This is a genomic window from Kitasatospora sp. HUAS MG31, from assembly GCF_040571325.1.
Classification (GTDB): domain Bacteria; phylum Actinomycetota; class Actinomycetes; order Streptomycetales; family Streptomycetaceae; genus Kitasatospora; species Kitasatospora camelliae.
On the sequence record NZ_CP159872.1, the window covers coordinates 5,685,691 to 5,697,730 of the forward strand.

10 protein-coding genes and 1 pseudogene are annotated in these 12,040 nt (G+C 68.7%); 5 read left to right on the top strand and 6 right to left on the bottom strand.

Features of this window, described 5'->3' with window-relative positions; all coding sequences use genetic code 11:
- Positions 1 to 135 precede the first annotated feature (135 nt).
- The gene (locus ABWK59_RS25440) at positions 136 to 1,677 is read left to right on the top strand and encodes a DEAD/DEAH box helicase (RefSeq protein WP_354642930.1); all 1,542 of its coding nucleotides are present in this window, start codon (positions 136 to 138) and stop codon (positions 1,675 to 1,677) included.
- Positions 1,678 to 1,835: 158 nt separating this feature from the next.
- Positions 1,836 to 2,216 carry a CBS domain-containing protein gene (locus ABWK59_RS25445; protein WP_354642931.1) on the top strand — a complete coding sequence of 127 codons (381 nt, stop codon included), beginning with the start codon at positions 1,836 to 1,838 and terminating at the stop codon, positions 2,214 to 2,216.
- A 285-nt stretch (positions 2,217 to 2,501) separates the two neighbouring features.
- On the opposite strand, the gene ABWK59_RS25450 is transcribed toward ABWK59_RS25445, so the two are convergent.
- Complete coding sequence (locus tag ABWK59_RS25450) at positions 2,502 to 2,783, bottom strand: MerR family transcriptional regulator (RefSeq protein WP_209415364.1); 282 nt, start codon at positions 2,781 to 2,783, stop codon at positions 2,502 to 2,504.
- 1,178 nt (positions 2,784 to 3,961) lie between these two features.
- Here ABWK59_RS25450 and ABWK59_RS25455 point away from each other — a divergent pair.
- Positions 3,962 to 4,186 carry a hypothetical protein gene (locus ABWK59_RS25455; RefSeq protein WP_354642932.1) on the top strand — a complete coding sequence of 75 codons (225 nt, stop codon included), beginning with the start codon at positions 3,962 to 3,964 and terminating at the stop codon, positions 4,184 to 4,186.
- A 27-nt stretch (positions 4,187 to 4,213) separates the two neighbouring features.
- Here the strand turns inward: ABWK59_RS25455 and ABWK59_RS25460 are convergent, their stop codons facing one another.
- The 4 genes from ABWK59_RS25460 to ABWK59_RS25480 form a co-directional block, all read right to left on the bottom strand.
- On the bottom strand, positions 4,214 to 4,336 hold the full coding sequence (locus tag ABWK59_RS25460) for a hypothetical protein (RefSeq protein ID WP_354642933.1): 123 nt from the start codon (positions 4,334 to 4,336) through the stop codon (positions 4,214 to 4,216).
- A 1,389-nt stretch (positions 4,337 to 5,725) separates the two neighbouring features.
- A complete protein-coding gene (locus ABWK59_RS25465) occupies positions 5,726 to 6,256 on the bottom strand; it encodes a tyrosine-type recombinase/integrase (protein ID WP_354642934.1) in 531 nt (176 codons plus the stop codon).
- Between the two features lie 122 nt (positions 6,257 to 6,378).
- A protein-coding gene (locus ABWK59_RS36640) for an IS630 family transposase (RefSeq protein WP_420492851.1) occupies positions 6,379 to 7,442 on the bottom strand; the annotation gives its coding sequence in 2 pieces (ribosomal slippage) (positions 6,379 to 6,995 and positions 6,995 to 7,442; 1,065 coding nt in all).
- A 66-nt stretch (positions 7,443 to 7,508) separates the two neighbouring features.
- Positions 7,509 to 7,979 carry a hypothetical protein gene (locus ABWK59_RS25480; protein ID WP_354642937.1) on the bottom strand — a complete coding sequence of 157 codons (471 nt, stop codon included), beginning with the start codon at positions 7,977 to 7,979 and terminating at the stop codon, positions 7,509 to 7,511.
- 292 nt (positions 7,980 to 8,271) lie between these two features.
- On the opposite strand from ABWK59_RS25480, the gene ABWK59_RS25485 reads away from it, so the two are divergent.
- Positions 8,272 to 9,405 carry a Fic family protein gene (locus tag ABWK59_RS25485; RefSeq protein ID WP_354642938.1) on the top strand — a complete coding sequence of 378 codons (1,134 nt, stop codon included), beginning with the start codon at positions 8,272 to 8,274 and terminating at the stop codon, positions 9,403 to 9,405.
- Positions 9,406 to 9,518: 113 nt separating this feature from the next.
- On the opposite strand, the gene ABWK59_RS25490 is transcribed toward ABWK59_RS25485, so the two are convergent.
- Positions 9,519 to 9,824, bottom strand: a complete 306-nt coding sequence (locus ABWK59_RS25490; RefSeq protein WP_354642939.1) for a hypothetical protein — start codon at positions 9,822 to 9,824, stop codon at positions 9,519 to 9,521.
- Positions 9,825 to 10,182: 358 nt separating this feature from the next.
- Between ABWK59_RS25490 and ABWK59_RS25495 the strand changes: the two are divergent.
- A pseudogene (locus ABWK59_RS25495) lies at positions 10,183 to 11,894 on the top strand (IS1634 family transposase).
- The last annotated feature ends 146 nt before the right edge of the window (positions 11,895 to 12,040 follow it).

The following is a 12,040-nucleotide window of genomic DNA, read 5'->3' on the forward strand; positions in this document are numbered from 1 at the left end:
CTGAGGTGACGTGCCGCACGGTTTCACCGTCCACGCCCCGCTCCCCATACTTTTCGGCCCGTTCCCTGGCGATCTCCTGCCGGCGCCCCGCGCTGCGGAGTCGCCTCGCGACGTGCCGTCCCAGGAAGGTTTCGCATGAACCGTTCCAGTCGCTCCCCGTACCAGAACACCAACTCCCGCTCCTCGGCCTCCGCCCGCTCCTACGGATCCCGCTCCGGCGGCAGCTCCTTCTACGGCGACCGGCCCGCCGGCGGCCGGAGCTTCCGTCAGGGCTCGTCCGCTCAGGGCGAGTTCGCGATGCCGGTGAGCACCACCCCGGCGCTGCCGGCCGTCGAGGCGTTCGGCGAGATGGACATGCCGAAGGCGCTGCTGTCGGTGCTGACCCGCCAGGGCGTCACCACGCCGTTCCCGATCCAGGCCGCCACGCTGCCGAACTCGCTCGCCGGCCGTGACGTCCTGGGGCGTGGCCGTACGGGCTCCGGCAAGACCATCGCGTTCGGTCTCGCCGTGCTGGCCCGCACCGCCGGGCAGAAGGCCGAGCCGCGCCGGCCGCTGGCCCTGGTGCTGGTTCCCACCCGTGAGCTCGCGCAGCAGGTCACCGATGCCCTCACCCCGTTCGCCCACGCGGTTCGGCTGCGGATGGCGACGGTGGTGGGCGGAATGTCGATCGGACGCCAGGCGCAGGCGCTGAACCGGGGGGCGGAGGTCGTGGTGGCCACCCCGGGCCGGCTCAAGGACCTGATCCAGCGGGGCGACTGCCAGCTGGACGGGGTCGGCATCACGGTGCTCGACGAGGCCGACCAGATGGCCGACATGGGCTTCCTGCCGCAGGTCACCGAACTCCTCGCCCAGGTCGCCGAGGGCTGCCAGACGATGCTGTTCTCCGCGACCCTGGACCGCAACGTCGACCGCCTGGTGCGGCGCTTCCTGAAGGATCCGGTCACGCACTCGGTTGACCCGTCGGCGGGAGCGGTCAGCACCATGGAGCACCACGTGCTGCACGTGCAGAACTTCGACAAGAACGCCACGATCGCCCACATCGCCTCCCGTGACGGCGGGGTGATCATGTTCATCGACACCAAGCACGGCGCGGACCGCCTGGTGGAGGACCTCCTCGCGAACGGGGTGAAGGCCGCGGCCCTGCACGGCGGCAAGTCCCAGCCCCAGCGCACCCGCACCCTGGAGCAGTTCCGCACCGGCCAGGTCACCGCGCTGATCGCGACCAACGTCGCCGCACGCGGCATCCACGTCGACGGGCTCGACCTGGTCGTCAACCTGGACCCGCCCAGCGACCACAAGGACTACCTGCACCGCGGCGGGCGCACCGCCCGCGCGGGGGAGTCCGGCACCGTCGTCACGCTGGTGCTGCCCAACCAGCGCCGCGAGATGGCCCGCATGATGACCACGGCCGCCATCACCCCCGTCACCACCCGGGTCAGCGCCGGCGACGAGGAACTGGCCCGCATCACCGGCGCCCGCGTGCCCACCGGCATCCCCACCGTGATCGCGGCCCCCGTCGTCGAACGCCCCCGCCGCAGCGCGTCCACGAGCCGCGGCCGCCGCAGCCGCCCCGCCTACGCGGGAGCCGACGCCCGCGCAACCGCCACGGGCCGCGACAACCAGGGCTCCTCCGGCCGCCGCCGCCGGGCACCCCGCCGCGTCGCCCTCGCCGCCTAGCGCGTACGGGGGGCCCGGACTGCCGCCGCAGTCCGGGCCCCCACCACCCACCAAGCGCAGAGCAGTCTCGGCCCGCTCCGGCACACCCGCCGGCCGTCTCACCGCCAGTGCCCTGACTACCGCCGGCCCCGGCGGTGGATACGCGAAGGAGTCTGCCCATGACCATCACCCTCGAACGCCCCGCGACCACCGCCACGGTCGGCGACCTCATGAAATGTCCGGAGCTGCAGATCAGCGACGACGTCATGGTCGACATGGCGATGGACATCCTGCAGAGCTCCGGCGCCGACCACCTCCTGGTCCGCGACGACGACGGCCGCTGCGCGGGACTGCTGACCCGCCTGCACCTGGCGCCGTTCCAGACCCGCTCCCGGTCCACCGAGCGCACCCCGGTGCGCGACATCGTCCTCGACCGGGCCCCGTTCGCCACCGCCGACATGCCCGCCGCCACTGCGGCCGCCGCCATGCGTTCCCGCGGCCTGGCCGTGTGGCCGGTGGTGGACCACGACGGCCACGCCATCGGCCTACTCAGCTTCTAGGCCCGGCGCGTCGGCGCCGACGCGCCGGCCATCGCGGTATCCGCCCGCAGCGCGCCTCGCCCCTACCAGCGGATGCGCCGGTCCGGTGCGGCCTCACGCGAACCTGGAATCCCCCTGCGCGGAAGCGGTCTGCGTGGTCCGCACCGTGAGGCAGGGTGTCGGGCAGCCGGGCCGGTGGAGAAGGGTCGGCCGGCGAACCGGAACCGAGGGGCTCGTGTCCCGGGCGGCCTGCGGTGAGCACCTGCTGCTCACCGCGGGCCGGTTTCGTCGGCCTGGATGGCTGGGTCAGGTGTCGGCGGAGGGTTCCTGGCCGTGTTGGGAGCGGCGGAGCTGCTCGTTGATGCGCAGGGCTTCCTCGAGTTGGTCTTCGAGGATGATGATGCGGCAGGCGGCGTCGATGGCGGTGCCCTGGTCGACGAGGTCGCGGGCGCGCATCGCGATCCGAAGCTGGTAACGGGAGTAGCGGCGGTGACCGCCGTCGGAGCGCAGGGGGGTGATGAGGCCCTGCTCGCCGAGCGAGCGCAGGAAGCCGGGGGTGGTGCCGGTCATCTCGGCGGCGCGGCCCATGGTGTAGGCGGGGTAGTCGTCATCGTCGAACGAGCTGACGGCGTCGGGGGTGTGGGGTCGGATGGTTGCCGTGGTCACTGCACCTCTTCTTGTTGTTGTGTCCGGGGACGCGCTGAGGGGCCCCGGGGCCGTTGCGGCTCCCGGGGCCCCGAAGGGTTTTACACCATCTGTCGGCCTGTGGCCGACTTCCTCATGTCCGCCTCGCCCCGGGGGAGGGGGCGTGCGGGGATCGCGTATGCGTGACCGGAAACCACCGTCCTTGCCTTGGGGTCTTCGGAATCCGCCCGGGTGATGCCTCACGGGCCGGGCGATCCTGATGGCGCTCTGTCCCCTCCGTTCATCCTCTGTACTGACCGATTACTGCGAACTGCGGGTACTTCCACTACCGGGTACTGCGACCTGCTCGGAACTGCGGTGCTGCTGGTACTGCGAACTGCGTGATAGTGCCAACTACCCGGTGCTGCTGTGGCGGTCCTGGTGGTCCGCCGGTTCCGGCAGCCAGCCCCGTCGCCCGTCCTGCTCAACCTCTCGGCTTGGAACCCCACTGCCGGACTCCCAGCACGCGCGCCCGCAGTCTTGGGCGCCTTCACTGGGATACCGCGTACTGCGACTGCCGGTACTGCGCAACTCAACTTCACCTGCTGGTAATGCACTTACCGAACTGCGGTACCGCTCGGTGGTGGCCCCTGATACCTGCGGGCCGCCCGGCCCGGTCGCCAGTCCCGTCGCCGTCCTGCACCTGCTGTGGCTCCGGAACTCCGCTACCGCGCCGTCTTTTGCGTCACCTTCTTCACGCCCACCTGCCCGGCGCGTCTTTTGAACTGCGGTACTGCTGGGCGGCGGCCCCTGATACCTGCGGGCCGCCCGGCCCGGCCACCGGTCCTGTCGCCTTACTGCACCATCCCTGGCTTCAGGGCCCTGCAACCGTGCCGACCTGCGAACTTCTTTCCTGCTGCCCGCCAGTTCGTGTCTGGCGGGTACCGCTTGACCTCGTCTACGAGAGAAACACTAACCACGGTGTGCGGCAATGTCTACTCCGACGGGCATAGATTTTGCGGTGTCGGTCGGGGAGGTAGTCTTCGCCCCGCGCAGGGCGGGGCGGCCGGTCGCCGCAGCCGCGCCAGGACGGAGGACGCCGCGTCCGGCGGCCACGACGACGAACGAACGGGAGGCGAGCGGTGGAAGGGCAGCAGGCCGCGCGGCAGGTGCGCACCCCCGACCCCGATACCCAGGTGTCGCTGGCGGCGGCCATCGCCGAAGCTGTCCGCGACCGCGACGAGCGGGTCCTGCGCCGGCTTCTGGCCCGCTTTGCCGAGCAGGCCGCCCTCACCGACCTGCCCGCCCTGCGCGACGCCATCGACACCACCGGGCAGCACGGCGACCGCCCGCCGGGAACCCGTTAGGCCGAGCCGGCCCGCCGCGCTCCCGGATCAGAAGGCGCGGGCGGCGGCGTCGCAGGTCAGGCAGACGTACCCGGCCCAGCGCGGCGGATACCAGCCCTGTCCGGGCCGCTGCGGGCTCCACCGGTCGACCACCATGGACGAGGTGTCCATTCCGCACGCGGTCGGCGCCCCCGGGCCGCCGGTGGCCTTCGGCTCCGATGGTGCGGCGTGTACCCGCCGCACCGACATGGCATCGACCTGGTCGTCCCGATCCCCAGGACGAGCGTGTCCAGCGGCTCGACCAGTTCCAGCAGAACCACGATGCCATGGGTCAACCGTGCGCGCGCCCGGCCGCGAACGCGACCGCACCGGGGCGCGGGGTGGTCGGCGGTGGACCACGCCGGCCACCCCACGCGCGGCTCGCCGCGCCGAGGTGGCGTTCATCGGTGTCACTGAGGGGCGCCCCGGGGCGGCGCACCAAGGCCCGGTGTGCGGAGGAAGGGGGTCCCGGTCGCGGCCCGGGGTCAGGCGGTGATGGCCTCGCGTTCGGCCTTGGCCGTGATGGTGATCTCGTGGGGGTGGGCCTTCTCGCACAGTTCGAGAACTTCCTCCAAGGCGCTCTCCAGAACTGGAGCGACCTGCCTTCTCCGCCGTCGGCCCAGACAAGGGCTAGCCGGTGGTGTGCGGTGGCGGCCTGGGCGAGCAGGACCTGGGCTGCCGCGCGGTCGCCGATGTCCGCAGAGGTGACCATCACGGCCAGCAGCACGCCGAGGGTGTCGCCCCCTCGTCTCTCCGCACCCTCCCGGTGCGGCACCATCGCAGCAGCCACCGCTCTCCCGTGCCCAGGAACCGGCGGTCCACGTCACTCCGCACCATCCGGGTGCGGCACCATCGCAGCTGCGCCGTGACGCGGCTGATGTTCTATTCCTCGGCTGCCGTTCCGCTCCCATCTCGGCGCGGCACCACTACAGCGAGATCGGCGAGTACGACCTGATGAGTATCCCGAGCCACTTCCTTGTATGCGGTTGCCCACGGAGTGTGGCTGAGGGGTACAGCGGAAGGGGGGACCGGTGGGGACTTGCCGGGGACCACGCGTTGCTCACCATTGCCTCTGAGTCGCCTTTCGCGGAACGAACAGCGCGGGCTGTCTACCGTCTGACGTGCAGCGATGGCTATGGCCGGGCGCTGGGGGTCAAGGGGTCGCAGGTTCAAATCCTGTCGTCCCGACTGTGAAGTCGGTTGTGAGAGCGGGTGCTTGGGAAGCCAGGCACCCGCTCTTGCTGGTTTTCGGGGCCCATTTTTGGTCCCGGGTGGTCCCAAAATGGTCCCCAGGTTTGGCCATGGGTGCGTCGCCACCCGTTGCTCCAGCGGCTGGTAAGCGGATTGTTCTTCGATCTCAAGGTGAAGTGCGAGACCTCCTTACCGTTTTGCTGGAGCGAGGCGTGGTGGCGCACTTGACCTTGGGTCAAGTGCGCCGGGTGCCGGTCAAGTGGGTCAAACTGGTTCATATCGGGGCATTTCTACGGCCTTTCTGATGCCTGCTGCTTGTTGTGAAGTGACTCAGGCCGCCTCGAAGCGGCTTGGTAGTGGCCATTTCAAGGCGATGGTGATCACGGTGTGTTGCCAGCGGCGGGTGATCTGGCCGTCGCATCGGAGCTTCTCGAGGTGATGAGTAAGGGCTTGGCCGGCTTCCAGAATCCGGAGCACGTCAGGGTGGAAGTAGCGCTGGGTGGTGGTGATGAGACGGTGTCCCGCGATTTCCATGAGGATGTGCGGAAGGAATCCGGCGTCGGCCATCCAAGTGAGCCCGGTGTGGCGCAGATCGTGGCGTCGTAGGTGCTCGTAGCCGAGGTCGCTGGTGACCTCGTCCCAGTGCGTGGCGTCGCGCAGGACGGCGGTGCTGATGCGGCCGCCGCGCGGGCCGGTGTAGAGGCGGGCGTCGGGGTCGCCGCGGGTGGCCTGTAGTCGGCGGGATATGAGCGGGCGCAGCGGCTCGATGATCGGGATGAAGCGGGCGATCCGGCCTTGGTGTGTTTGTCGACCAGACCGCCGGGTGCGGGAGTGGTCTGTCGGCGGCAGGTCAGGAGCCATTTGTCGGTGTCGACGTCGCGGGCCCGAGCTCCAGAGACTTCTCCGATGCGGGTGGCGGTGCAAGCGCTGTGGACGACGACGTCGCCCCAGCCGCGGTACTGAACTTGAATTCGTGATGTCGGTCAGCCGTCCATGATCAAGCCGGTGCCGTCCAGGCAGCCATCGACCAAGTCCGGGCGGTACTGGATCTGCTTGAGCCTGCGCTTTACGGCGCGGGTGATCTGGCCGAGGTTGGCCGCGGCGAGGTTGCCGATGTCGCGCTTGACCAGCGACCAGATGCCCTCCTGCGGGTTCAAGTCAGGTGAGTAGTTCGGAAGTTGGAAGACGGTGATCCAGTCGGCGTGGGCGGAGAAGAACTCACGCAGTGGCTCGACCAGGTGCATGCGGAGGTTGTCCCAGACCAGCACGATCGGGCCGCCAAGCTGGATGTGTGCCCTGACCAGCAGGTCACGCAGGTCGCGCCAGCCGATCCCCTTCGGCTCACCCTTGCGGCCCCGGTACTCGCGAATCGAGTAGAACATCCGGGAACGCTTCCCGGTTTTGTAGCAGGTCAGACCGGCGATGGACACCCGGCCCGAGCCTCGGCCACGTACCCGGACCACCGGCGTAATGCCCTTGCGGCCCCAGCTTCTCGCGCGCGGCGGCGTCATCGACTGCCCGGCTTCGTCCTCGAAGACCACCCAGGCGTCGCGCTCCGCCGCGGTGCTTTTACCAGCGGCCAGGTCTCCTTCTTCCAGACCTCGACCGCCTGGTCGTCGCGCTCGATCGCCCGCCGGGCCGGCTGCTGCCAGGACCAGCCGTGCCGCCTCAGCAGCCGCCAGGTGCCCTCCACCGTGTAGCTCACGTGGAACAAGCGACCGATCAGCGTCTTGATACGTGCCAGTGTCCACCGCTGGTCGGCCCAGCCATGGACCAGCGGTCCGCGCTCCAACTCCCGTGCCAGCCTGGCGATTTGCGCTTCACTGAGCCTCGGACGCCCCGGCGATCCCTTCGACCGCACCCCGGCCTCGCCGCGCTCGCGCCACTGGCGCCGCCACCGCTCCACGGACCGCTCGCTGACCCGCAACGCGGCAGCGATCTCTCGGTTCTTCTGCCCGTCTTCGAAGCGTTCCACGGCCTGCAGCCGGATCCGCTCCCGCGCGGCCCTCCCAGCGTCGGTCAAGCCGCCGCCCTGTGCGTATCTCACGGTCCAGGGCTACCGGAGCACACCGATCACTGTCAGGCGAACCGCTCCGACATCACTCAATCAAGTTCAGTAGCGGTTGTACGAGGCTTCGACCAGGGCGTCGGCGAGTTCGATAAGGGCGTCCCAGCCGCGCAGTGCGAGGGTACGGGGGTCTCGCAGTTCGTCCTCGGCCCGCTGGAACTGGTGCTGCCAGCCGGTGATGTGGGCGGGATTGCGGTCGAGGATGCCATCCACGATGGCCTGCTCGAAAGTGCGGGAGAGCATGGCGAGGGTGTTCTTGATGGTGGAGCGGCTGCAGCCGTCGGCGATCCAGCCGCGGACTGCAGCGGTGATGAGACTGGTGGTGATCAGGCGTAGGGGGAGGTGCCCGAGCTCGGGCTCGATCCGCAGGTGCCAACCGGCGAGGTAGGGGACGTGCGTGGTGGTTTCCAGGCCGGCCAGGATGGCCGAGAGGCGGAGGTTGACGTAGTCGTCCAGCGGCATGGAGGCCAGGGACGGGAGGGCGGGGCTGCCGGCGGCGTCAGCCAGGATGGTCAACCATTGGGTGACCAGTGTCGGGTCGAGCCCATTGTGGACGGCCCCCGCCAGGAAGCTGGCCCAGGCATGCGTCTGGGCTGGGGTGACCTGGGCGGTCGGTGCGCGGCGGTCGGTGAGCGGTGAAGCGCGGTATTGCGAGCGTGGGGCGCTTGGCGGAGCCGGAAGGTTGGCGGCGGTGATCTCGCTGAACGGATCCGGGGCGGCTGATTCCCAGGGGTGCATCGAAGTACTCATGCGCCATGGTTGCGCCAGGCCACTTGACTGACTAATACCGTCATGGTGTCATTGCTTCATGCTCTATGGTGTGCCGTCGCTGCAGGACATTGACCAGTCCGTCCTCGCGGAGATTGACGAGATGCGCGACCGGCTGCGTCTCCATCTGGGCACCTCACGTCGCTGGGAAGGGCAGCTGCGGCGTAACCTCACGGCGCGGGCGATCGCTGGTTCAAACACGATCGAGGGCTACGCCGCGAGCGTGTCGGATGTCGAGGACATCATGGTCGGCGAGGCGCCGATCGATGCGAACGACACCGTCACGGCCGAGATCGAGGGCTATCGGCAGGCGATGACATACATCCAGCGCCTTGCCGAAGCGGGCGACGACTTCGCCTACAGTAAGGGCCTGCTCAACTCGCTGCACTTCATGATGCAGGGCCACCACCTGCTCAAGCGGCCCGGCTGGTGGCGTACCGGGCCGGTGTACGTCACCTCCGCCGAGGATCCGACCATCGCTGCCTACACCGCCCCTGATGCCCAGCAGTTGGCCGGCTTGACCGGTGAGTTGGTCGAGTGGCTGAACGAGGGAAACCCTGACGCACCGGGGTTGGTCCGAGCATCGATGGCGCACCTGAATTTGGTGGCGATCCACCCGTGGTCGGACGGCAACGGGCGGATGTCGCGTGCCCTGCACACCCTGGTCCTGGCCCGCGAAGGGATCATGGCGCCAGAGTTCTCGAGCATCGAGGAATGGCTCGGCCGGGCCCGCAACACCTACCGCTACTACGACGTCCTCGCCGAGGTCGGCGGCCCTGTCTGGACTCCGGACCGCGACACTCTGCCCTGGGTGCGGTTCTGCCTGCGCGCCCACCACCAGCAGGCTCAGAGCGTCGAGCGCCAGGTGAACACCACCCGCGAGGTCTGGACCGCCCTCGACGAAGCCGTCGAGCAGCGCGGCTGGCCCGACCGCATGCTATACGCCCTCTACCCCACGGCCATGGGCAACCGACTGCGCCGCGCCACCTACCAGACCGACGCCGAACTCAGCGAGCAGCAGGCCCAACGCGACATCCGCGAACTCGTCCGCGCCGGCTGGCTCATTGCCAAGGGCGAGGCCCAGGGCCGCTACTACACCGCCGGCCCGGACCTTCCCGAAGCGATCACCCGCGGAGTCCGCGAACCCCGACCGCTGCGGGACCCGTACGCGTGACCGGCGGTAGCCGATTCCGGTCTGGCGTCCCATAGTCAGCGGCGGCACAGGTTCCTGATGGAGGTCCGTTGTGGTCGGCTCGGTCGCCAGCTCGCCGCCCTGGCGGCTGTCGATCACGATTGCTGGCGACGACGATCCCGCTCTGCTTTCTGTCCGACGCCCACGGCGATCTCTTCCAGGATCTTCCTGGGCATCCGGTCCACGATCCGTCGATCTGCCAGCCACGACGGGTCCCGACGGAGGAACTCGACGTCCATCTCGAAGCCGCCGCCGTCATCGACGAGCAAGTTGTGCTCTTGAACGTACCAGCGTCGGCGGTCGCCGGGCTGCGTCACCTCGAACGAGGTTTCGCAGTCCACGTCGTCGCCGTGAGGACAGTTGTTGTAGTCGCTGCAGGTAAGCACGCCGTCGTCGGTCATGCAGAGATTATGACGTTCCAAGTATTCTCATTCCAGGTTAAGTTGACGGAACATCAGTTTTGGTCTTTGGGGAACGCCGATTTGGGCCATCGGTAGGTCTGTCCGAAGCGACTAAACAGACCGTGCCATTGCTGTAAGTGGCACTGGCCCTCGTGGAGGGCCTATTCGGTCCTGGCCCCCCATATGCTGCGGCGATCCTGTCCCGGGTTCGACGTAATTCGCGGGTTCTAGAGATTCTTCGGGGTTGAAGGTGCAGGTCATCGTGCTGTTGTGGGTGCGGATGCGCGAGATTGCCTAGAGACGCGACTTTCTTGATTCGCCTGCACTGGCCTGCGGATTCGGCCTATCGTCTGGAGCCGTGTACGTGAAGACGACCAAGCGGGAGAACAAGTCCGGGACGGTGCGGTACCTGCACCTGGCCCACAACGAGTGGGATTCGGTGAAGGGGCGGGCGGTGCCGAAGGTGCTGTTCACCTTCGGCCGTGAGGATGACCTGGACCGCGACGCGGTCAGGCGCCTGGTCGCGTCTCTATCGAGGCTGCTGGAGCCGAGCGACGCGCTGGCCGCGACCGCCGCGTCCGACCTGGAGTTCGTTTCCTCGGTGCCGTTCGGCGGCGCCTACGTTCTCGACCAGCTGTGGCACCGGCTACGGATCGACCAGATTGTGGGCCGGGTCGGGCAGCCCAAGCGCGGCAGGCGCCGGGACATGACCGCGACCGAGCGGGTGCTGTTCGCCCTGGTCGCCAACCGGGCCCTGGCCCCCTCCTCGAAGCTGGCGGCGGCGGACTGGATCACGCACGACGTGCACATCGACGGTCTGGCCGAGGCCGGCGAACAGCCCTGCTACCGGGCGATGGACTGGCTGCACGAGGTGAAGGACGACCTGGAGAAGCAGGTGTTCGACGAGGTCGCGAACCTGCTGAACCTGGAGGTGGACCTGCTGTTCTTCGACACCACCAGCACCTATTTCGAGCTGGAGGAGCCCGATGAGCCCGTCGCCCGCGACGAGGCGGGCCGCCGCCTGGACACCGACGACGTGGACGGCCAAGCGAAGCAGATCGGGTTCCGGACCTACGGCAAGTCGAAGGACTCCCGCGACGACCTGCCGCAGATCGTGATCGGGATGGCCGTCACCCGCGACGGGATCCCGGTCCGCTGCTGGTGCTGGCCGGGCAACGCCTCCGACCAGACGCTGATCCGGCAGGTCAAGGACGAGATGCGGGACTGGACCCTCTCCAAGATCGTGTGGGTGGCCGACCGCGGTTTCTCCTCCGCCGAGAACCGCCGCTACCTGCGCAAGGGCGACCACGCCTTCATCATCGGCGAGAAGCTCCGCTCCGGGAGTCCCGAGGTGCAGGCCGCTCTGTCCCGGCAGGGCCGCTACCAGGACGTCGGCGAGAACATGCGCGTCAAGGAGGTGCGGATATCCGACACCGACCGGTTCGTCATCTGCCACAACCCCGAAGCGGCCGAGCGCGACCGACACATGCGCGAGCAACTCGTAGCCCAGCTACCCGACTTGATCGCCGACACCGACAAGCTCAGCGACTTCAAGCGGGGCGAACTGCGCGGGCGGATCGGCGACAAGCCCGGCCTGAACCGCTACCTTCGCGCCACCCCGGCCGGCAAGCTCCGCATCGACCAGGCGAAGATCAAGGCCGAGGAGAACCTCGACGGGAAGTACCTCCTGCGCTGCTCGGACCCCCACCTGAGCGCCGAGGACATCGCGCTAGGCTACAAGCAACTGCTCGAAGTCGAGCGTGGCTGGCGGGACATGAGCAGGTCATCGACCTGCGGCCTGTCTACCACCGGCTCGAAGAACGCATCCGAGCCCACGTCATCCTGTGCTGGCTCGCCCTCCTGCTGATCAGGATCATCGAGACCACCACCGGCGACACCTGGCCGTACATCCGACGCGAGCTCGACCGCCTCCACCTGGGCACCTTCACCGGCCCCACCGGAACGTTCCAGCAGGTCACCGCACTGACGAAGCCCCAGCGGGACCTGCTCGCCAAGCTGCAGATCCCCGCCCCGAGGCAGGTCGTCGCGCTCCAGCCCACAACCCGCTGACCAGCTGAAACGCGGCCGCCTAGAGAAACGCCCTCCAGGCGGCCACAGCCATGTCCGCCCAGGTCAGGCCCAAGATTCGCCCCTCCAGGCCGCCGAATTATGTCGAACCCGGGATAGACGTCGCCCGCGACCCTCGCTCCGGAGCC

Excerpts from the sequence above, each read along its gene's own strand:
- ABWK59_RS25440 (WP_354642930.1), top strand. The coding sequence starts at position 136 with ATGAACCGTTCCAGTCGCTCCCCGTACCAGAACACCAACTCCCGCTCC.
- ABWK59_RS25445 (WP_354642931.1), top strand. The coding sequence starts at position 1,836 with ATGACCATCACCCTCGAACGCCCCGCGACCACCGCCACGGTCGGCGAC.
- ABWK59_RS25450 (WP_209415364.1), bottom strand. The coding sequence starts at position 2,783 with ATGGGCCGCGCCGCCGAGATGACCGGCACCACCCCCGGCTTCCTGCGC.
- ABWK59_RS25460 (WP_354642933.1), bottom strand. The coding sequence starts at position 4,336 with ATGGACACCTCGTCCATGGTGGTCGACCGGTGGAGCCCGCAGCGGCCC.
- ABWK59_RS25465 (WP_354642934.1), bottom strand. The coding sequence starts at position 6,256 with ATGGCTCCTGACCTGCCGCCGACAGACCACTCCCGCACCCGGCGGTCT.
- ABWK59_RS25485 (WP_354642938.1), top strand. The coding sequence starts at position 8,272 with ATGCTCTATGGTGTGCCGTCGCTGCAGGACATTGACCAGTCCGTCCTC.
- ABWK59_RS25490 (WP_354642939.1), bottom strand. The coding sequence starts at position 9,824 with ATGACCGACGACGGCGTGCTTACCTGCAGCGACTACAACAACTGTCCT.